Origin of the sequence: Alkalispirillum mobile (assembly GCF_003664325.1) — a bacterium.
Classification (GTDB): domain Bacteria; phylum Pseudomonadota; class Gammaproteobacteria; order Nitrococcales; family Halorhodospiraceae; genus Alkalilimnicola; species Alkalilimnicola mobilis.
Map to the genome: position 1 here is coordinate 653188 of NZ_RCDA01000001.1, position 20613 is coordinate 673800.

Sequence of the window (20613 nt, forward strand, 5' to 3'; positions counted from 1 at the left end):
GGTGAAGCCGCCGACAGCGACTCAGTCTGCAAGGCAACGCCGCACCGGGGCAAAGCTGCGCCGGTGCGCGGGGGTGGGCCCCAGGGTGCGGAGGGCTTCCAGGTGCGCGGCGGTGGGATACCCCATGTGGCGCTCGAAGCCGTAGCCCGGGTAGCGGGCTGCCAGATCACCCATCTCGGCATCACGGGCCTGCTTGGCCAATATGGATGCCGCGGCGATGGCAGGCACCCGGTCGTCGCCCTTGATCACCGCCTGCGCCGGACAGGCCAGAGCCGGGGCCCGGTTGCCATCCACCAGCGCCTGGGTAGGGGCCGGATCCAGCCCGGCCACGGCACGCTGCATGGCCAGCATACTGGCGTGGAGGATGTTCAGCCGGTCGATCTCCTCCACCTCGGCGCGGCCCAGGGCCCAGGCCAACGCCTGCGCCCGGATCAGCCCGTCGAGCTCGGCACGACGTACGGCGCTGAGCCGTTTGGAGTCGCGCAGCCCTTCGATCGGGCGTGCCGGGTCCAGTATGACCGCCGCCGCTACCACGGCACCGGCCAGCGGGCCCCGCCCTACTTCATCGACACCCGCGAGTAACGGACTCCCGTCCCCGTCCAGTGGCAATTGTGGCCATTCCCCGGCGCCGGTGCTCACCGCCCTGCCTCCACCACCGCCACCACGGAGGCCGCCGCCTGGTCATCGGCGCCGCGCCGCAGCGTCTGGTGCAGCTCGGTGAAACGGTGCTGTAGATACTCCGTGCGCAGGCGGTCTTCCAGCAAGCGGTGCAGCGCCAGCGCCAGGTTATCCGGCGTGGCCTGCGACTGCAGGTATTCCTCCACCAGCCCCTCACCGGCCAGCAGGTTGGGCTGCGAGACCCACGGCACCTTCACCAGTCGCTTCATGAGCCAGAACGTCAGGGGCGCCAGGCGGTAGGCCACCACCATGGGGCGCTTCAGCAACATCGCCTCCAGCGTCGCTGTGCCGGAGGCGGTGAGCACGACATCCGCGGCCGCCATGACCTCGTCCGCCCGGCCATCGAACAGTTGCACCGCATCCGAGACCCCCTGTTGCACCAGGGCTTCGTGAAAAACGGCCCGCAACCCCGGCCAGGCCAGCGGTGTGATGAACCGGGCATCCGGCCTGCGTTCACGCAACCGTGCGACCGTTTGCGCATAGAGCGTGGCGTGGCGTTGCACCTCGCCCATGCGGCTGCCGGGCAGCAGTGCGATAACGGCGCCCTCGTCCTGCGCCATGCCCAGCGCCTCCCGGGCGGCGGCGCAGTCCGGGCGCAGCGGAAAACGGTCGGCGGCCGGGTGGCCGACAAAGTCCACCGGAACCCCGTGCCGGGCGTAGAACTCGGCCTCAAAGGGGTACAGTGCCAGGATGCGGTCGACGGAGCGGCCGATGGTGCGCACCCGCCCCTGCCGCCAGGCCCAGACCTGCGGGCTGACGTAGTGCACGGTGGGCACGCCGGCCGCTTTCAGCCGTCGCTCAACGCTGAGGTTGAAATCCGGCAGATCGATCCCGACGAATACATCGGGCGGGTCATCTCGGAACCGCCGGACCAGGTCCCGCCGGATACCGAGCAGCCGCGGCAGGTGGCGCAGCACCTCCACCAATCCCATCACCGAGAGGGCCTCCATGGGGGCGTGGCTCTGCAACCCCTCCGCTTGCATCAGCGGGCCGCCCACCCCCTCGAAACGGGCATCGGGGTGGCGTGCCTTGATGGCACGGATCAGCCCTGCGCCCAGGCGATCACCGGAGTGCTCGCCGGCAACCATTGCCACCCGCATCACTTCCCCCCGGGTTAACGCAAGATGCCGCGGTTGCTGGCCTCTATAAAGGCAACCAAACGGGCCAGGTCGGGGTTCTCCCGCGCCTTCTCCCGCAACTCCACCAACGCCTCGTCCAGTCGCTTGCCGGACTTGAAGATCAGCTTGTATGCCCGCTTCAGCTCGCGGATTCTCTCCGGGCTCAGGCCGTGGCGCCGCAGGCCGACGACGTTGACCCCGTGGGGTTCCGCCATGTGGCCGGAAACCGTGGTGTAGGGCAGGACATCACGGTTGATAACACTGCCGAAACCGCAGAAAGCGTAGGCGCCGATTCGGCAGAACTGGTGCACCAGGGAAAACCCCCCGAGGATCGCGTGATCCTCCACGTCCACGTGGCCGGCCAACGATGCGGAGTTGGCAAAGGTAATGTCATTGCCCAACCGACAGTCGTGCGCCACGTGGCTGTAGGCCATGATCCAGTTCCTGTCGCCAAGGCGGGTGACACCCCCGCCCTCCGGCGTTCCGCGGTTCAGGGTCACGTACTCGCGGATGACGTTGTCGTCGCCGACCTCCAGGAGCGTGGGCTCCCCGGCGTACTTTTTGTCCTGAGGGGCGTCTCCGACCGAGGCGAAGGGGTGGATTCGGTTGTTCCGCCCCAGCCGGGTCGGCCCGTGAATCACCACATGCGCGCCGATGTGCGTCCCGGCGCCCACCTGCACGTCCGGGCCAATGACTGAAAAGGGCCCGACGGTCACATCCTCGCCCAAGTCGGCCGAAGGATCGACTACGGCTTTTGGGTCTATCTGCGTCACGCCTCTTTCACCGTGCAGCGAATCTCGGCCTCGGCCACCAGGGCACCGTCCACCAGCGCCCGGGCCTCGAACATCCACAGCCCCCTCATCACCCGTTTGAGCCGGGTCTCCAGACGCATCTGGTCGCCGGGCTCCACCGGGCGCTTGAAGCGCGCCTTGTCGATGGCCACCAGGTAGATGATGTGGTTACCCCCCAACTCGGCCTGCTCGCTCTTGAACGCCAGCATGCCGCAGGCCTGCGCCATGGACTCGAGGATGAGGACCCCCGGCATCACCGGCTTCTGCGGAAAGTGCCCGGCAAAGTAGGGCTCGTTGATGGTGACATTCTTGATGCCGACCAGGCTCTCCCGCGGGCTGAATTCCACCACCCGGTCAATGAGCAACATCGGGTAGCGATGCGGGAGGTTCCGCATGATCTCGTTAATGTCAGGTAAATCGATCTGGGGTTCTGTCGGTGCGTTCAATGCTCAATCTTCCTTTCGTCATGTCCGTTACGCAGGCTGTCCGGCTGATGCGCCCGAGGTGCCGGGGCGATCGGAGAGGCAGAATGCGGGGCCTGACGGCTGGCAGCCCTTATTGGGCGGCACGGTGCTGCTCTTCCAGCCGCTCAATGACCTTGTCGGTAATATCCACCTTGTCGCTCGCAAACACCACGCCTTCGCTGAGCACCAGGTCAAAATCATTGTCCCGGGCGACCTCATGGATGGTCTCGAGGATGTGCCGCTGCAGCCGGCTCAACTCCTCGTTGCGGCGCATGTTGAAGTCCTCCCTGAACTCCTCCTGACTGCGCCGGATCTCCCGCTGCCTCGAGGCCAGTTCGCGCTCCGTCCGGCGCAACTCCGTCTCGCTCATCGCGGCGGTCTCACGGGTGAGCTGCTGCTCCAGTTCCGACACTTCCTGCTGCAACTGCGCCAGTTCCTGGTCCCGGCCGGAGAACTCATCTTCGAGCAGGGCCCGGGCGGCGTCCGCCTGGGGCGCCTCGGCCGTGACCCGGGCCGGGTTCACAAACCCGATACGCAAGTCCGCCAGCGCCGGCCAGGCCAGGGTAAGCAGGATCAGACCAAGCAGACCCTGGCGCCATAAACCAGAGAGTTTGACCGCCATTACACCCAAGCCCGCACTAGGTCAGAAGGAGGTGCCAAGGGAGAACTGGAAGGTTTCCGTGTCGTCGTCATTCGTATCATTTAACGGCTCCGCGATGCTGAATGTCAATGCGCCGATCGGCGACATCCAGGTCAGACCCACACCGGCGGCGGCCCGCAGTTCATTCAGGTTCACGCTGTCCAGGTTGTCGGGATAAACGTCGCTCTCCCCACCATAGATATCGCCCCGGGTCTGGTAGACCTGCCCGGCGTCCACGAACACCGACATGCGCACCGACTCCGCCTCGGTGAAGGGCGGCGGGAAGAGCACTTCGGCACTGCCGAGCAGCCGCACGTTACCGCCCCTGGGCCGATCATTGCCGTTCTCTTCAGACCGCGGGCCCAGGAAGTTGGAGCGGTACCCGCGAACCGTCGACACGCCCCCGGCGTAGTAGTGCTCGAAGAAGGGCAGGCGGCTGGTATCGCCGTAGCTGTCGCCGTAGCTGATGGAGCCATCCACGGAGAATGTCAGATTCTCGCTAAGGGGCCAGAACCGGCGATGGCTGTAACTGGTCTTGAAGAAAGTGAGATCCATCCCGGGAACGCTCACCTCACCGCTGAGCCGTTGCCGCGCCCCCTCGCGGGGGAAGATGGCCCGGTCCCGGGTATCACGGGTCCAGGCCGCTTCCAGCTTCAACATGTCGAAGCGGTTGCCCTCGTTTTCAATGAAGCTGGTGATCCGCTCCGGGGTGTTGTCCCGCTCGTCGATCTCGATATTCTCGTAGGCCAGGTCGAGGGAGATCCGGTCATTGTTGGTTATCGGGATCCCGAGCCCCGCCCCGCCACGAATGGCCGTCAGATCGTAGTCGGAGAGATCGGCCCGGCGGGCGCGGGTCTCCCGGTAGCTGCCGAAGAACCGACGGGAGACACCGTCAAGGGTGTAGTAGCGGTCTGTGTAAGAGGCGGAATACACCGTGTTCACCCGGCTGTTGTTCAGCTCCAGGCTCATGCGGTCGCCGGTGCCCAGCACGTTGTCCTGCGCCACACCCAGGTTCAGCAACAGCCCCTGGCTCTCGCCGTAGCCGATCCCGGCCGTCAGGCTCCCGGACAAGCGCTCATCCACCGTGACATCCACGTCCACCTCGTCGTCACTGCCCGGGACCTGCGGGGTCTCGATATTGACCCGGTCGAAGAAGCCGGTGCGATCGAGTTGACGCTGGGACTCGCGCAGGTCGGCCGTGTTCAGCGCGGAGCCCTCCAGCTGGCGCAGCTCCCGCCGAACCACCTCGTCTTGTGTGCGCTCGTTCCCTGAGATGTTGATCCGCCGAACGTAGACGCGCCGGCCGGGGTCCACCATGTAGGTGAGGTCCACCACGCCAGTATCTTCGTCCACCTCGGGCCGTATGGTGACGTTGGAGAAGGCGTAGCCCTCCTGGCCCAACCGGTCCTGCATCGCCCGGCTGGCTGCCTGAGCCTCAGACCGCGAGTAGGTATCCCCGCTCTCCAGCTCGAGCAATCCCTCCAGCTCCTCACGGTCGACGATAAGGTCGCCGGCGATCCGCTGCTGCCCGATGGTGTACTGCTGCCCCTCGGAGAGGTTCACCGTCACGTGCACGTCCTCACGATCCGGGGTGATCGAGACCTGGGTGGAGGTTACGGTGAAATTGATGTAGCCCCGGTCCATGTAGTAGGAGCGGAGGTTCTCAAGGTCATTCCCCAGGCGGTCCCGCGAGTAGCGGTGGCGATCGGAGAAGAAGTGCCACCAGCGCCGCGGCCGCAGCTCCATCTCCCGCCGCAGTTGCCGCTCACTGAAGGCCTCGTTGCCGACGAAGTGGATCTCGCGGATCGCGGCAATGGGCCCCTCGTCAATATCGAGACGAACGGCCACGCGGTTGCGCTCCAACGGCGAGATGGTGCTTTCCACCGAGACGTCGTATTTGCCCCGGCTGAAGTAAAGCTCGCGCAGCTCCCGCTCGATGTCGGCGAGCCGGAACCGATCGAACACCTGCCCCTCCGCGAGCCCGACGCTGGCAAGGGCATCGATGATGTCATCGCTGCGGATCTCGTCGTTGCCGCGAATCTCGATACGGGCCACCGCCGGGCGCTCCGCGACCGAGACCACGAGCACGCCGTTCTCCTGTTGCAGCTCGATGTCGCGGAAAAAGCCGGTCTCGTAAAGCGAGCGGATGGACTCGGACGCTCGTTCCTGGTCCATGACCTCACCCACCTCGAGGGGCAGGTAGTTGAATACCGTGCCCTCCGCGATGCGCTGGAGGCCATCCACGCGGATCTCTTCCACCTCGAAGGGATCAAAGGCCTGGGCCGACGGAACGGCCAGTGCAAGAAGCAGTGCGGGTACCAGTGGTCGTCGCATCGACTCTCGTCCAATCTGAACCGGCGGGGCAAGGCCCCGCACCGGTGCGGAAAATGTGGCGATAGTAACGGGCCCGGTTGCACCGGTAACCCGTCTCAGCTGCCGAACAGGCGCGCCAGGTCGTTGTAGAAGGCCAGGCCCATGAGCAGGAAAATCAGTAGCAGACCCACCTGCTGACCAATGGCCTGGGCGTGCTCTGATAGCGGCTTGCCCCGCACGGCCTCGACAGCGAAATAAAGCAAGTGTCCCCCATCCAGCACCGGGATGGGCAACAGGTTGATAATCCCAAGGCTGATACTGACGATGGCGAGAAAGCCAAGGAAGGGTACCACGCCCAAGGCCGCCGTATCGCCCGCGAACTGACCGATTGTCAGCGGTCCGCTCAGGTTCTGCAGCGACGCCTGGCCAATCACCATGCGCCCCAGGATCTTGACGGTCAGCACGCTCGCGTCCCACGTGGCGCTCAGCCCATGGCCCAGGGCACCGACCGGCCCGTACTGCACCTCGCGATACAGGCGGTCATAGGCCCCTTCCGGCACCTCCGGCGCCACCCCGAGCTGGCCGATCGTGCGCCCCCCGGCCTCGGCACTGTCGAGTTCCGGGCGCAGGGTCTCGCGCTCCCCGTTACGCTCCACCACCAGGGTCAGCGTCTGCCCCGGGCTTTGCTCGATGTGGCGAACCAGGTCACGCCACTCGCCCACCGGCTCGCCCTCGGCCTCGATGATCCGGTCGCCGGGTTGGAGCCCGGCACGGGCCGCCGGCCCGCTGTCCACCACCCGGCCGAGCACCGGCTCTAGCGGCGGCATCCAGGTCTGGAAGCCGGCCTGGGCCAGTAAATTGTCCGCCCGGCCGAGCTCGCCGGCCAGGGTCATGTCCAGCACCAGGCTACGGCGCTGCCCGGCCTCGTCCTGCACCTCGACCGGGATATCGGACCGGTTGAACCCGGCATCCACCAAAGCCATGGCGGCCCGCTGCCAGTTCGGGGTCTCCCGGCCGTCAATGGCCAGCAGCTCATCGCCTTCCTGAAGCCCGGCTTCCGCTGCCGGCGTATTCTCGGTCACCGGCCCGAGCACCGGACGCAGCTCGGTGGTGCCAATCATTCCGATCGCCATGTAGGCAAGCACCGCGAACAGGAAATTGAACAGCGGCCCGGCCAGCACCACCGCCGTCCGCTTGTAGAGCGGCTGCGCATTGAACGCCCGGTGGCGCTCCTCGCCCGGGACATCCCCTTCGCGCTCGTCGAGCATCTTGACGTAGCCGCCCAGCGGCACGGCAGCGATCACGTACTCGGTGCGATCCGCGCCCCGGGTCCAGCGCAGCAAGGGCTTGCCGAAGCCCACCGAGAAACGCAGCACCTTGATACCGGCCCGCCGCGCCACCCAGTAGTGCCCGAACTCGTGCACCGTGACCAGGATGCCGATGGCCACGACAAACGCCAGGATGCTCCAGAGGATGCCCATCGTTCGTTATACCACCTGTTCTCGAAGGGCCTGCCCGGCCATTGTTCGCGCCTCCGCGTCCACCGCCCGGATGGCCTCGACACTGTTTGCGGAGGCCCCGCCCGCATTCATCCGCTCCAGAACGGCAGCCACCACGGTCGTGATGGCCGTGTAACCGATCCGGCCGTCCAGGAAGGCCTGGACCGCGATCTCGTTGGCGGCATTCAGTACCGCACAGGCATCGCCGCCCGCTTCGAGGGCATCGTAGGCCAGCTGCAGGCAGGGGAAGCGTTGCGGATCCGGCTGCTCGAAGTCCAGCCGTCCCATTGCCGTCAGATCCAGCGGGGCCACGCCGGATTCCAACCGCTCCGGCCACCCGAGGGCGTGCGCGATGGGAATACGCATGTCCGGCTGCCCCAGCTGCGCCAACATGGAGCCGTCACGGTATTCCACCAGCGAATGCACAATGCTCTGTGGATGAATGACCACATCGACCCGGCGGGGTTCCGCGCTGAATAGCCGACAGGCCTCGATCAGCTCCAAACCCTTGTTCATCATCGTCGCCGAGTCGACGGAAATCTTCCGCCCCATGGACCAGTTAGGGTGGGCACAGGCCTCATCCGGCGTGACCCGAACCAGGGTGTCGGGCGCCCGGGTACGAAACGGCCCGCCGGAGGCGGTCAAAATCAGGCGGCGGACCCCAAGGCTGTCCAGATCGCGGGCCGGGTAAGCATCGGGCAGGCACTGGAAGATGGCGTTGTGCTCGCTGTCCACCGGCAGCACCACGGCGCCGTGGGCACGCGCTTCGGCCATGAACAGCTCGCCGGCCATCACCAGCACCTCCTTGTTGGCGAGCAGAATCCGGCGCCCTTGCCGCGCTGCCGCCAGGGTCGGCAAAAGACCGGCGGCCCCGACGATGGCGGCTACCACACAGTCGACGCCCTCCACTTCCGCGGCCTGCATCAGCCCCGCCTCGCCGCCCTCCACCCGGGTGCCGGGCAAGTCGGCGTTGAGTTCGCGGTAGAGCGCCTGCGCGGCTGCCGGATCGGCCATGACCGCCAACTCCGGCCGGAACTGACGGCAGAGCCGGGCCATGCCCTTCACATCGCGATGGGCTGCCAGGGCGCGGACACGGAACCGCCCCGGGTGCCGCGCCACCACATCCAGTGTGCTGGTGCCAATGGAGCCGGTGGCTCCAAGGATGCTCAGTCCAGTTACAGCGTCGTGTGCCACCATGCCAGTCCCATTGCCAACAGGGGCGCCGCGGCCGTCAGGCTGTCAATCCGGTCGAGAATGCCGCCATGCCCCGGCAGCATGTTACCGCTGTCCTTGATACCGCGCCGCCGCTTCAACATGCTCTCGAAAAGGTCTCCAACCACCGACACGGCCACGGTTAACAGGATGAGGACCACCAGGGGAAGCAGCCCGGGCGCCGGTACCCGGAACAGCGCGAGCAGCAACAGTCCCGATACCGTGGCGGCGATCAGACCGCCCGCAACCCCCTCCCAGCTCTTGCCCGGGCTGACCCGGGGCGCCAGCTTCCGCCGGCCAAGGGCACGCCCGGCGAAATAGGCACCGGTATCCGCCCCCCAGACCAGTACGAAGAGGAATGTAATCCAGAACCCACCGTGCGCGGTCCCGCCTTGAAGCCAGAGCAGGCCCATCCAGGCCGGCCAGAACACGCACCAGCCCACGCCGACCAGCAGCGCATCGGAGAGCTCACCCGCGGGGTCGGAACGGCTGCTGTAGCGCAGCACCCAAGCCAGTGCCACCAGCCACCACAGAGCCCCGAAGACAAGCACGGGGAGCATGGCGCCGCCGGAACGGAACCAGGCCCACCCGGCCAGCAGGGTCAGCGCCAGCCCGACCAGCCAGGCCAGGCGGGCGGGCAGCCGGTTGTTGTGGAAAAAACCGGACCACTCCCAGGCTGCCAGTAACGTCACCACCGCGTAGAGCAGCGCAACGGCCTGCAGGGGCCAGCCCCAGACGGCCCAGAGCACCAGCGGGATCAACACCGCAGCGGTCAACAGGCGCTGTTTAAGCACGGCCCGACTCCCTCCCCTCGACCTGTTCGGAAGTCTGCCCGAACCGCCGCTCGCGACCGGCAAAGTCGGAGAACGCCTCGTCCAGGTCCGCAGGGGTGAAGTCAGGCCAAAGCACAGGGGTAAAATAGAGTTCGGTATACGCCAGTTGCCAGAGCATAAAGTTACTGATCCGGCGCTCGCCGCCCGTGCGGATAAACAGATCCGGCTCCGGCAACTCTGCCAGGCAGACCTCCTGCCCGAGGCGCTCGGGGGTGATCTCCTCCGGCCGCAGTGCACCCGCCTGAACCGCCTCGGCGAGCCGCCGCGCCGCACTGGAGATATCCCACCGGCCGCCGTAGCTGGCAGCGATGTTCAATTGCAAACCGGAATTGTCGCGGGTCAGCCGTTCGGCCTCGAGGAGCCGCTGCTGCAGACGGCGGGGGAAATCCTCGCGCGCGCCCATGAAGCGCAACCGCACGTTATTCCGGTGCAAACGCTCGGATTCCCTGTCCAGCGTGCTGAGAAACAGCTCCATCAACACCCGAACCTCGGTCCGGGGCCGACGCCAGTTCTCGCTGCTGAACGCGAACAGGGTCAACGCATGGATACCGCGCTGGCCACAATACTCCACGATCTTGCGAACGGTCTTGGCACCCGCCCGGTGCCCGGCATGCCGGGCCATCCCGCGGCCGCGGGCCCAGCGCCCGTTACCATCCATGATAATCGCCACATGTTCAGGCAAGGACCTGGCAGCCTGGCCCTGCACCCCTGCCGCGGTATCTCTGCGCATTGCCATCCCGGATTGTGGGGCGGGGTACCACCCCGGACAAACAGCAAGACCCCGGCGGCGTGCACGCCGGCGGGGCCTGCCCGGATCCGACCGGGCGCCGCGGGCCCGGCTCATGCGCGAGTCTCGACTCGCGCTCAGATCTCCATCAATTCCTTCTCTTTCTCCTGAAGAATGCTGTCCACCTCACCGGTGTACTTGTCGGTGAGCTTCTGGATGGCATCCTCACCCCCGCGCTCCTCGTCCTCGCTGATCTCCTTCTCTTTCAGGAGCTCCTTGAGGTCGGAGTTGGCGTCGCGACGGATATTGCGGATGGCGACCTTGGCCTGCTCCCCCTCGCTGCGCACGACCTTGACCAGTTCCTTGCGGCGGTCCTCGGTCAGCGGCGGCATGGGCACGCGGATCACCGTACCCGCGGTATTCGGCGTGAGGCCGAGATCGGAGCTGAGGATCGCCTTCTCCACCACGGGCACCATGCTCTTCTCGAAGGGGATCACCGACAGCGTCCGGGCATCCTCCACCTTGACCGATGCCGCCTGGTTCAGCGGCACTTCGGTACCGTAGTAGGACACGGTCACGTGGTCCAGCAGGTTGGTATTGGCGCGACCGGTGCGGATCTTGCGAAGCTCGGCCCGGAAGGACTCGATGCTCTTTTTCATCCGCGTCTCGGCGTCTTTACGAATCTCGTCAATCACTGATCGTCTCCCCTCTCGACGATGGTGCCGGTGCGCTGGCCGGTGACCACATCCACCAGGGCGCCCGGAGAGGTAATATCAAACACCATGATGCGCATATTCTGGTCCCGGCACAGCACCACGGCCGTGGCGTCCATCACCATCAGACGCTCTTCCAGAACCTGATCGTAAGTCAATAATTCGTAACGGCGGGCATTGGGGTCCTCGGTGGGATCGGCGGAGTAGACCCCGTCGACCTTGGTCCCCTTGAGCATGATGTCGGCGCCGACCTCGATGGCCCGCAGGCTCGCGGCCGAGTCGGTGGTAAAGAATGGATTGCCGGTGCCGGCGGCGAAGACCACCACACGGCCCTTTTCCAGGTGCCGGACGGCGCGCCGGCGGATGTAGTCCTCGCAGACCTGGTTGATCTTGACCGCGGACATCACCCGGCAGTAGATCCCCTCATGCTCCAGGGCATCCTGTAGCGCCAGCCCGTTCATCACGGTGGCGAGCATGCCCATGTGATCGGCGGTTACCCGATCCATCCCGGCGGCGGCCAGGCCTGCACCGCGGAAGATGTTGCCGCCCCCGATAACCAGGGCGACTTCCACGCCCATGCGGCTGATCTCGCCCACCTCGTGGGCGATCCGCCGGATCACCTCCGGGCTGATACCGTAGGCAGAGTCCCCCATCAGGGCCTCGCCGCTGAGCTTGAGAAGAATGCGTTTGTACTTGGGCTGGCTCATGCTGGTACCCCTGTCGTCCGGCTGAAGTATACAGGACGCCCCACTCCCGGGGCGCCCCTGTTCAGGCCTGGACAATCAGGAACCGCGCGCCTGCGCCATCACCTCTTCGGCGAAGTTCTCTTCCTTCTTCTCCTTGCCCTCGCCCACCTCGTAGCGGACGAAGCGGACTACCTTCGCACCGGCGGCCTTCAGCAGATCGCCAACGCTCTGGTCCGGATCCTTGACGAAGGGCTGACCGACCAGGGTCTGCTCGTTGATAAACTTCTTCAGGCGACCCTGGACCATCTTTTCGATGATCTCTTCAGGCTTGCCGGACTCACGGGCCTGCTCCACCAGAATGGCCTTCTCTTTCTCGACCACGTCGGCGGGCATGTCGTCCTCGGAGACGCAGGCCGGCTTGCTGGCGGCGATGTGCATGGCCACGTCACGGGCCAGCTGCTCGTCGCCACCCTCCAGCTCCACCATCACGCCGATGCGGCTGCCGTGCAGGTACTGAGCGACGGTGTTGCCACTGCTGCCGAACCGCACGAACCGGCGCACCTGGATGTTCTCGCCGATCTTGGCGACCAGCTCCTTGGTGGCCATCGCCAGGTCCTGACCGTCCAGCGTGCAGGCCATCAGGCCGTCCAGGTCCTCGGGCTTCTCGTCCAGCGCCAGTGCGGCCACGCCGTTGGCGAAGTTCAGGAAGTCATCGCCCTTGGCAACGAAATCGGTCTCGCTGTTGATCTCGACCAGCACGCCGCTGTGACCATCATCGCTGCGCTTGGAGGCAATGATGCCCTCGGCGGCGATGCGGCCGGACTTCTTGTCGGCCTTGGCCAGGCCCTTTTTGCGCATGTGCTCAACGGCGGCCTCGAGGTCACCGTCGGTCTCCACCAGCGCCTTCTTGCACTCCATCATGCCGGAGCCGGTGCGCTCGCGGAGCTGCTTAACCAGAGATGCGGAAATCGCCATGGTGCCTTACCCCTTAATGTCTGGTTTGGACGCGGCGGGTGCTGCCCCGCCGCGCACTGTCAGTTGAATGCCGGGTGCCCCGGCGATTCAGCCCTGCTGCTCGCTGGCCTCGTCCACCTCGACGAAGTCGTCATCGCCGGTGGGACGGGCGGTGGCCGTCTTGGCCTCCAGCACGGCATCGGCCGCACCGCGCAGGTAGAGCTGGATGGCGCGGATGGCATCGTCGTTACCGGGAATGACGTAGTCCACCTCACGCGGGGAGTTGTTGGTGTCGACCACGGCCACCACCGGGATACCCAGCTTGCGGGCTTCCTGGATGGCGATGTGCTCGAAGCCCACGTCGATCACGAACAGCGCGTCGGGCAGCCCGTTCATGTCCTTGATGCCGGACAGGGTGCGGTTCAGCTTTTCCTTTTCCCGGGTCAGGGACAGGGCCTCGCGCTTGGTGAGCTTGTCGAAGGTGCCGTCCTCGGCCTGGGCCTCCAGGTCCTTCAGGCGGCGGATGGAGACCTTCACGGTGCGGAAGTTGGTGAGCATCCCGCCCAGCCAGCGGTGGTCGACGTAGGGCATGCCGCAGCGGCTGGCCTCTTCACGCACGGCCTTGCGGGCGGAGCGCTTGGTGCCCACGAACATCACCTTGCCACCCTCGGCGGCCAGGCGGCCGATGTAGTTCATCGCCTCCTGGTACAGGGGCAGGGTCTTTTCCAGGTTGACGATGTGGATCTTGTTGCGTTGACCGAAGATGTAGGGGGCCATCTTCGGGTCCCAGTAACGGGTCTGGTGGCCGAAATGAACGCCGGCCTCCAGCATGTCACGCATGCTGACAGTTGCCATGATATAAACTCCTGATTTTACGGGTTACGCCTCCATGCACCCTCCCGCGACGACCCCCGGCGGCGAGCCGCTGGGGCACCCGGCCGCGAGTGCCGGTGCATGTGTGTAGTTGCTGCCGGTTTACTGATGGGCAGCGGGTATTTGCCTGAATGGCCGGCGCTTTATACCATACTCGGCCCGCCGCCACAATTTGCCTGAAGCCCGGCCCCGGCCAACGAGGCCGCGCCGTGATACCATTCGCTGCCATGAGCGTAATCATCAAAACCCCGGAAGAGATCGAGCGCATGCGCGAGGCCGGCCGCGTGGCCGCCAGCGTATTGGACATGATCGGCGAGCACGTCAAGCCCGGTGTCACCACCGAGCACCTGGACGCCCTCTGCCACGATTACATGGAGAACGAGTTGGGTGTCATTCCGGCCCCGCTCAATTACCGCGGCTTCCCCAAGGCCACCTGCACCTCCGTGAACCACGTGGTCTGCCACGGCATCCCGGGCCCGAAAAAACTGCGCAAGGGCGACATACTCAACATCGACATCACCGTCATCAAGGATGGCTGGCACGGCGATACCAGCCGGATGTTTTACGTCGGAGAGCCGAGCATCAAGGCCCGGCGGCTGGTGGAGATCACCAAAGAGTGTCTCTGGGAAGGCATCGAGGCGGTGCGCCCCGGCGCCACGCTGGGCGACATCGGCCACGCGATCCAACAGTGGGCCGAGAAACACAACTTTTCCATCGTGCGCGAATACTGCGGCCACGGCATTGGCCAGAGCTTCCACGAAGATCCGCAGGTGCTGCACTACGGCAATCCCGGCGAAGGCCTGCGCCTGGAGGAAGGCATGACCTTCACCATCGAGCCGATGGTCAACGCCGGCAAGCCGGGCACCAAGCTGCTGCGTGACAACTGGACCGCCGTCACCCGGGATCGCAGCCTCTCGGCCCAGTGGGAGCACACCCTGGCGGTCACCGCGGACGGTTACGACATCCTGACGGTCACCGACCAGTACCCCGGCTGATCCATGAATACATTCTCCGCCGTGGCGGCCGGCAATGACCTGTTCGACGCCGCCGCCCTGGATACGGCCCTGGCGCAGGGACAGCCCCCCATTGCCGCACTGCGCCAGGCGCTGAAAGAGGGTGACCAGGCGCTCGCCGACCAGTTCCACGCCGGCACCCCCGCCGCCGAGCTGGTCCCCCGCCGCGCCTACCTGATGGACCGCATCATCCAGCGGCTGTGGCGCCAGCACCTGCAGCACGCCGAAGATCGCTGTGCGCTGGTGGCGGTGGGCGGCTACGGGCGCGGCGAGCTGCACCCCGGGTCCGATGTGGACGTAATGATCCTGGTGGAGCCGGACGGCCGCGAGGAACTGGGCGATCAGCTGGAAGGCATGATCACCGCCCTCTGGGACCTGGGCCTGGAGGTGGGCCACAGCGTGCGCAGTGTGGATGACTGCCTGCGTGAGGCCGAGATGGACATCACGGTGGCCACCAACCTGATGGAGGCCCGCCTGCTCTGCGGACAGGCCGGGCTGTTCCGGGCCATGCGCGACGTGACCGCCCCGGACCGGATCTGGCCCTCCCGCGCCTTTTTCGAGGCCAAGTGGGCGGAACAGGTGGCCCGCCACCAGAAGTACCACGACACCGGCTACAACCTCGAGCCCAACATCAAGAGCAGCCCCGGTGGGCTGCGCGATATCCAGATGGTGGGCTGGGTGGCCAAGCGCCATTTCGGTGCCAACACCCTGCGCGCGCTGGTGGACCACGAGTTCCTCACTGAGCAGGAGTTCGATGCCCTGATCGCCGGCCAGAACTTCCTCTGGGATATTCGCTACGCCCTGCACCTGCTGGCCGGGCGGCGCGAGGACCGGCTGCTGTTCGACCACCAGACCCAGCTGGCCGAGCAGTTCGGCTACCGCGACCGCGAACACAACCTCGCGGTCGAGCAGTTCATGCAGCGCTATTTCCGGACCGTGATGGAGCTCTCGCGGCTGAACGAAATGCTGCTGCAGCTGTTCCAGGAGGCCATCCTGTATGCCGGGGAGCACGAGACCCCGGTACTGCTCAACAAGCGGTTCCAGTCCCGGCGCGGCTTCCTGGAGGTGACCCACCGCAACGTCTTCCGGCGCTACCCCTTCGCGCTGCTCGAGGTCTTTCTGATCATGCAGCAGCACCCGGAGCTCAAGGGGGTGCGGGCGTCCACCATCCGGCTGATCCGCCAGTACCGGAACCTCATTGATCAGCGCTTCCGCAAGGACATTCGTGCCCGCAGCCTGTTCATGGAGATCATGCGCCAGCCGCGGGGCCTGACCCACGAGCTGCGCCGCATGCACCGATACGGGGTGCTGGGCCGGTACATCCCGGCCTTCGGCCAGATCACCGGTCGGATGCAGTACGACCTGTTCCACGTCTACACGGTGGACAGCCATACCCTGTTCGTGGTGCGCAGCCTGCGCCGCTTCGCCATCCCGAAGCACGCCCACGAGTTTCCGCAGTGCAACACCATCATGGCGCGGCTGCCGAAACCGGAACTGCTGTACCTGGCCGGCCTGTTCCACGACATCGCCAAGGGCCGGGGCGGCGATCACTCCGAGTTGGGAGCGCGGGACGCCTACGACTTCTGCATCCAGCACGGGCTGGGCGCCTACGACGCCCGCCTGGTGAGCTGGCTGGTGCGCACCCACCTGCTGATGTCCATGACCGCCCAGCGCAAGGACATCTCCGACCCGGACGTGATCACCGAGTTCGCCCGCCAGGTGGGTGACCAAATCCACCTGGACTACCTCTACCTGCTGACGGTGGCGGACATCCGCTCCACCAACCCGTCGCTGTGGAACTCCTGGCGCGACGCGCTGCTGGCGGAGCTTTATATCCTGACCAAGCGCGCCCTGCGCCGCGGGCTTGGCAACCCGGTAGACAAGAGCGAGCTGATCAAGGAAACCCAGGCCCAGGCCCGGCGCCGCCTGCGCCAGCGCGGCCTGCACCACATGACGGTGCGCGCGATATGGCGCCGGCTGGCCGACGATTACTTCCTGCGCCACTCCGCCGAGGAGATCGCCTGGCACACCGAGGCCATCGCGGCGGCCAGCCGGGACGACCTTCCACTGGTGCTGGTCAAACCGCGGGGCCCGCGGGGCGGCACCGAACTGTTCATCTACGCCCGCGACCACCGCTACGTCTTCGCCCGCACGGTATCCGCGCTGGACCGCCTGGGCCTGAACATCCAGGACGCCCGCATCATCACCACGGACCAGGGCTACACCCTGGACAGTTACCTGGTGCTGGAGGATGACGGTGAACCGGTCAGCGACGAGGCCCGCTGCCAGCAGATGGTTGACCGGTTGCGAACGAGCCTCGACCAGGCCAACGAGCCGCCGGACCTGGCCGAGCACCGGCTGCCGCGCCGGCTCAAGCACTTTTCCACACCGACACAGATCAACTTCAGCAACGACGGACCAAACCAGCGCACGGTCCTGGAACTGATCACCGGGGACCGACCGGGCCTGCTGGCGCAGGTGGGCCAGGCGTTCAGCCAGTGCCGGGTGAAACTGAAAAACGCAAAGATTGCCACCATCGGCGAGCGGGCCGAGGACGTCTTCTTCATCACCGACGAGCACGACGCCCCGCTCAGCGATCCGGCGCAGTACCGCTGCCTGCGCGATGCGCTGGCACAGTGCGTCGATGACCAGAACGAGAGTACGGCCCGATGAGCAACCCCGACCTGGACCGCCTCCAGCCCTACCCCTTCCAGCGCCTGGCCGCGCTGCGCGAGCCGGTGACGCCGCCGCCGGACCGGCCGATGATCAGCCTGGCCATGGGCGAGCCGCGCCATCCGGCCCCAGCCTTCGTGGCCGAGGCGCTGATCGAACACGCCCACGGGCTGTCCAGCTACCCGGCTACCAAGGGGGCGCCGGCGTTACGCCAGGCCATCTGCCAATGGCTAAGCCGTCGGTTCCAGGTCCCGCTGGACTGGCTGGACGCGGAGCACCATGCACTGCCCGTCAATGGCACCCGGGAGGCGTTGTTCGCCTTCGCCCAGGCCATGGTGGACCGGACCCGGCCCAACGCCCGCGTCCTGATGCCCAACCCCTTTTACCAGATCTACGAGGGCGCAGCGCTGCTAGCCGGTGCCGAGCCCCACTACCTGGACGCCACCGCCACCGGGCAGCCCGATTTCGACGCGGTACCCGACGCCGTCTGGGCCGATTGCCAGCTGCTCTATATCTGCACCCCGGGCAACCCGACCGGGGCCGTACTGTCGGTTGACCAACTCCAGCAGTTGATCCGGCTGGCGGACCGGCACGACTTCATTATTGCCGCGGACGAGTGTTACTCGGAGATCTACCCGGACGAGGACCAGCCGCCCCCGGGCCTGCTACAGGCCTGTGCCGAGATGGGGCGGAGCGGCTTTGAGCGCTGCGTGGTCTTTCACAGCCTGTCCAAGCGCTCCAACCTGCCGGGGCTGCGTTCCGGGTTCGTGGCTGGTGATGCGGCGTTGCTCGCCCGTTTCCTGCTCTACCGCACCTACCACGGCTGCGCCATGCCGCCAGCCACCCAGTCTGCCAGCATCGTGGCCTGGTCGGACGAGGCCCATGTGCGCGAAAACCGGGCGCTGTACCGGGAGAAGTTCGATGCGGTGCTGGACATCCTGGGCGGCCCCCTGGGCCTGGCGCCACCCCAGGCGGGCTTTTATCTCTGGCCGGAGGTACCCGGGTCCGACACCGACTTCACCCTGGGGCTGTGGCGCGAGGAGCACGTGGCGGTGCTGCCCGGCAGCTTCCTTGCCCGCGACGGTGGCCAGGGTAACCCCGGGGCGCAACGGGTACGCATGGCCCTGGTGGCCGAGCCGGAGGCGTGCATCGAGGCAGCACACCGCATCCTCCGGTACCTCGGCTAGACCGGTTTTTGGTTATCATGTGCGGCTTGGCCGAGCCCGTGTGGACTCGGCCGCCCACTTCCGCAACGAATCAACGGGAGCAGTACACCATGCAGGATCTCAAGCAGACCATAGAGACCGCGTTCGAGAACCGCGCCGAGATCAGCCCCGACAGCGCCCCGGCAGAGGTGCGTGACGCGGTGGAGCAGGCCCTGGCCATGCTGGACAGCGGCGAGGCCCGGGTCGCCGAGAAGCAGGGTGGCGACTGGGTGGTCAACGAGTGGCTGAAAAAGGCGGTGCTGCTCTCCTTCCGCCTGAACGACAACGAGATTATCCGCGGCGGTGCGACCAACTTCTTCGACAAGGTGCCGCTGAAGTACGCCGACACCAACACCGAGCAGATGCGCGCCGGCGGTGTGCGCGTGGTGCCGCCGGCGATGGCGCGCCGCGGTGCCTACATCGGCCCGGGCGCGGTGCTGATGCCCTCCTACGTGAACATCGGCGCCTACGTGGACGCTGGCACCATGGTGGACACCTGGGCCACGGTCGGCTCCTGCGCCCAGATCGGCAAGAATGTGCACCTCTCCGGCGGTGTCGGCATCGGTGGCGTTCTGGAGCCGCTGCAGGCGGCCCCCACCATCATCGAGGACAACTGCTTCATCGGCGCCCGTTCCGAGATCGTGGAAGGGGTGATCGTGGAGGAAGGCGCGGTGATCTCCATGGGGGTCTACATCGGCCAGAGCACGAAGATCTACAACCGCGAGACCGGCGAGGTGACCTACGGTCGGGTACCGAAGGGCGCGGTGGTGGTGCCGGGCAGCCTGCCGGCGAAGGATGGCAGCCACAGCCTGTACTGCGCGGTGATCATCAAGCAGGTGGACGAGCAGACCCGCTCCAAGGTCGGGATCAACGAGTTGCTGCGTCCGTAATAGCCCGCTCGCCGGGACCGGCCAGTGGCCGGGGGCGGGGCCCCCACAGGGGGCGTCGGCGGCCAAGGACGGCCGCCGACGAGCTTACAGGGACGTACTTGCAGCGTCCCCCTGTGGGGGCCCCGCCCCCGGCCACTGGCCTCGGCACCGCCTACCTGACACCACCACCCTCTTTACCGGACTCGGCCCAATTCATGTCTGAAACGCTGGAACTCGCCTCCGCCCTCATCGCCCGCCGCTCCGTCACGCCGTTGGACGCTGGCTGCCAGCAACTCCTGGCTGACCGGCTGCAGCCGCTGGGCTTTGACTGTGACCGGCTGGACTATGGCGACGTAAGCAACCTATGGGCTCGCCGCGGCCGCGCCGGCCCGGTCTTCTGCTTCGCCGGCCATACCGACGTGGTCCCCCCCGGACCCGAGGCGCAATGGCGCCACCCCCCCTTCCAGCCGGTAGTCGAGGACGGACTGCTGTACGGCCGCGGGGCCGCCGACATGAAGGGCAGCGTGGCGGCCTTCGTCACCGCACTGGAGCGCTACCTGGCCGACGGCCATCAGCCACGCGGCGATATCGCCCTGCTGATTACCAGCGACGAGGAGGGGCCGGCCGTGGACGGGACCCGGCGGGTAATCGAGACGCTGAGCCAGCGCGATGAACGAATCGACTGGTGTCTGGTCGGCGAACCCTCCAGCACCGAACGGGTGGGCGACGTGGTCAAGGTCGGGCGGCGCGGTTCGCTCAACGGCCGGCTGACCGTGCGCGGCGACCAGGGCCACGTGGCCTACCCGCACCTGGCGCGCAACCCGGTACACCTGGCCCTGGCGGCACTGGATACGCTGCAGGCCACCCGCTGGGACGAGGGCAACGACCACTTCCCGCCCACCAGCTTCCAGATCTCCAACATCAACGCCGGCACCGGTGCCACCAACGTCATCCCCGGTGAACTGGAGGTGCTGTTCAACTTCCGCTTCTCCACCGAGGTGACCGCCGAACAGCTGCAACAACGGGTGGCGGCCGTACTGGACGACCACAACCTGGACTGGGCCATCGACTGGTCACTCTCCGGTGAGCCCTTCCTGACGGCGGAGGGCGACCTGGTGGCCGCCACGCAGGCCGCGGTGCAGCGGGTTTGCGGTGAGCCGCCCGTGCTCTCCACCTCCGGCGGGACCTCGGATGGACGGTTCATCGCCCCCACCGGCGCTCAGGTGCTGGAACTCGGGCCGGTGAACGCCACCATTCACAAGGTCAACGAGCACGTCCGGGCGGCGGACCTGGACCGTCTGTCCGCCATCTACGAGCAAATGTTGCGGGAGTTGCTCGGCTGAGCGCGACGG

The 20613-nt window shown here is 66.5% G+C and carries 19 protein-coding genes; 5 read left to right on the top strand and 14 right to left on the bottom strand.

The features are described 5' to 3' along the window. Nucleotides 1–21 precede the first annotated feature (21 nt). The 14 genes from rnhB to rpsB form a co-directional block, all read right to left on the bottom strand. A complete protein-coding gene (gene rnhB, locus DFR31_RS03065) occupies nt 22–639 on the bottom strand; it encodes a ribonuclease HII (protein ID WP_245971071.1) in 618 nt (205 codons plus the stop codon). Then, on the bottom strand, nt 636–1778 hold the full coding sequence (lpxB, locus tag DFR31_RS03070) for a lipid-A-disaccharide synthase (protein ID WP_121441178.1): 1143 nt from the start codon (nt 1776–1778) through the stop codon (nt 636–638). Before lpxB ends, rnhB begins: the two co-directional genes overlap by 4 nt. Before the next feature lie 14 nt (nt 1779–1792). Next, nucleotides 1793–2569, bottom strand: coding sequence for an acyl-ACP--UDP-N-acetylglucosamine O-acyltransferase (lpxA, locus tag DFR31_RS03075; protein ID WP_121441179.1), 777 nt, complete (start codon nt 2567–2569; stop codon nt 1793–1795). Next, nucleotides 2566–3033 carry a 3-hydroxyacyl-ACP dehydratase FabZ gene (gene fabZ, locus DFR31_RS03080; RefSeq protein ID WP_245971072.1) on the bottom strand — a complete coding sequence of 156 codons (468 nt, stop codon included), beginning with the start codon at nt 3031–3033 and terminating at the stop codon, nt 2566–2568. The genes lpxA and fabZ overlap by 4 nt, the downstream gene beginning before the upstream one ends. Nucleotides 3034–3142: 109 nt before the next feature. Further along, a complete protein-coding gene (locus DFR31_RS03085) occupies nt 3143–3673 on the bottom strand; it encodes an OmpH/Skp family outer membrane protein (RefSeq protein ID WP_121441180.1) in 531 nt (176 codons plus the stop codon). A gap of 21 nt (nt 3674–3694) precedes the next feature. Next, the gene (gene bamA, locus DFR31_RS03090) at nt 3695–6025 is read right to left on the bottom strand and encodes an outer membrane protein assembly factor BamA (RefSeq protein ID WP_121441181.1); all 2331 of its coding nucleotides are present in this window, start codon (nt 6023–6025) and stop codon (nt 3695–3697) included. A 95-nt stretch (nt 6026–6120) separates the two neighbouring features. After that, a complete protein-coding gene (rseP, locus tag DFR31_RS03095) occupies nt 6121–7485 on the bottom strand; it encodes an RIP metalloprotease RseP (protein WP_121441182.1) in 1365 nt (454 codons plus the stop codon). A 6-nt stretch (nt 7486–7491) separates the two neighbouring features. After that, the gene (gene ispC / locus DFR31_RS03100) at nt 7492–8700 is read right to left on the bottom strand and encodes a 1-deoxy-D-xylulose-5-phosphate reductoisomerase (RefSeq protein WP_121441183.1); all 1209 of its coding nucleotides are present in this window, start codon (nt 8698–8700) and stop codon (nt 7492–7494) included. After that, on the bottom strand, nt 8679–9509 hold the full coding sequence (locus DFR31_RS03105; protein ID WP_121441184.1) for a phosphatidate cytidylyltransferase: 831 nt from the start codon (nt 9507–9509) through the stop codon (nt 8679–8681). The genes ispC and DFR31_RS03105 overlap by 22 nt, the downstream gene beginning before the upstream one ends. After that, nucleotides 9502–10278: a polyprenyl diphosphate synthase gene (uppS, locus tag DFR31_RS03110; protein ID WP_121441185.1), complete on the bottom strand. Its 777-nt coding sequence runs from the start codon at nt 10276–10278 to the stop codon at nt 9502–9504. Before uppS ends, DFR31_RS03105 begins: the two co-directional genes overlap by 8 nt. A 134-nt stretch (nt 10279–10412) precedes the next feature. Next, a complete protein-coding gene (gene frr, locus DFR31_RS03115) occupies nt 10413–10970 on the bottom strand; it encodes a ribosome recycling factor (RefSeq protein WP_121441186.1) in 558 nt (185 codons plus the stop codon). Beyond that, on the bottom strand, nt 10967–11695 hold the full coding sequence (pyrH, locus tag DFR31_RS03120) for a UMP kinase (protein WP_121441187.1): 729 nt from the start codon (nt 11693–11695) through the stop codon (nt 10967–10969). The genes frr and pyrH overlap by 4 nt, the downstream gene beginning before the upstream one ends. A gap of 75 nt (nt 11696–11770) precedes the next feature. Further along, nucleotides 11771–12649: a translation elongation factor Ts gene (gene tsf, locus DFR31_RS03125; RefSeq protein ID WP_121441188.1), complete on the bottom strand. Its 879-nt coding sequence runs from the start codon at nt 12647–12649 to the stop codon at nt 11771–11773. Nucleotides 12650–12736: 87 nt separating this feature from the next. Then, a complete protein-coding gene (gene rpsB, locus DFR31_RS03130) occupies nt 12737–13483 on the bottom strand; it encodes a 30S ribosomal protein S2 (RefSeq protein ID WP_121441189.1) in 747 nt (248 codons plus the stop codon). Nucleotides 13484–13728: 245 nt separating this feature from the next. Between rpsB and map the strand changes: the two genes are divergently transcribed. From map to dapE, 5 genes are all read left to right on the top strand, one after another. After that, on the top strand, nt 13729–14496 hold the full coding sequence (gene map / locus DFR31_RS03135) for a type I methionyl aminopeptidase (protein WP_121441190.1): 768 nt from the start codon (nt 13729–13731) through the stop codon (nt 14494–14496). Nucleotides 14497–14499: 3 nt separating this feature from the next. Continuing rightward, nucleotides 14500–17187, top strand: coding sequence for a [protein-PII] uridylyltransferase (glnD, locus tag DFR31_RS03140; RefSeq protein WP_121441191.1), 2688 nt, complete (start codon nt 14500–14502; stop codon nt 17185–17187). Continuing rightward, the gene (gene dapC, locus DFR31_RS03145) at nt 17184–18374 is read left to right on the top strand and encodes a succinyldiaminopimelate transaminase (protein WP_121441192.1); all 1191 of its coding nucleotides are present in this window, start codon (nt 17184–17186) and stop codon (nt 18372–18374) included. Before glnD ends, dapC begins: the two co-directional genes overlap by 4 nt. Nucleotides 18375–18463: 89 nt before the next feature. Then, nucleotides 18464–19282 (top strand): 2,3,4,5-tetrahydropyridine-2,6-dicarboxylate N-succinyltransferase, encoded by an 819-nt coding sequence (dapD, locus tag DFR31_RS03150; protein ID WP_121441193.1) that lies wholly within the window; start codon nt 18464–18466, stop codon nt 19280–19282. Between the two features lie 194 nt (nt 19283–19476). Next, entirely contained in the window at nt 19477–20604 is a 1128-nt protein-coding gene (gene dapE / locus DFR31_RS03155; RefSeq protein WP_121441194.1) for a succinyl-diaminopimelate desuccinylase, read from the top strand. Nucleotides 20605–20613 lie beyond the last annotated feature (9 nt).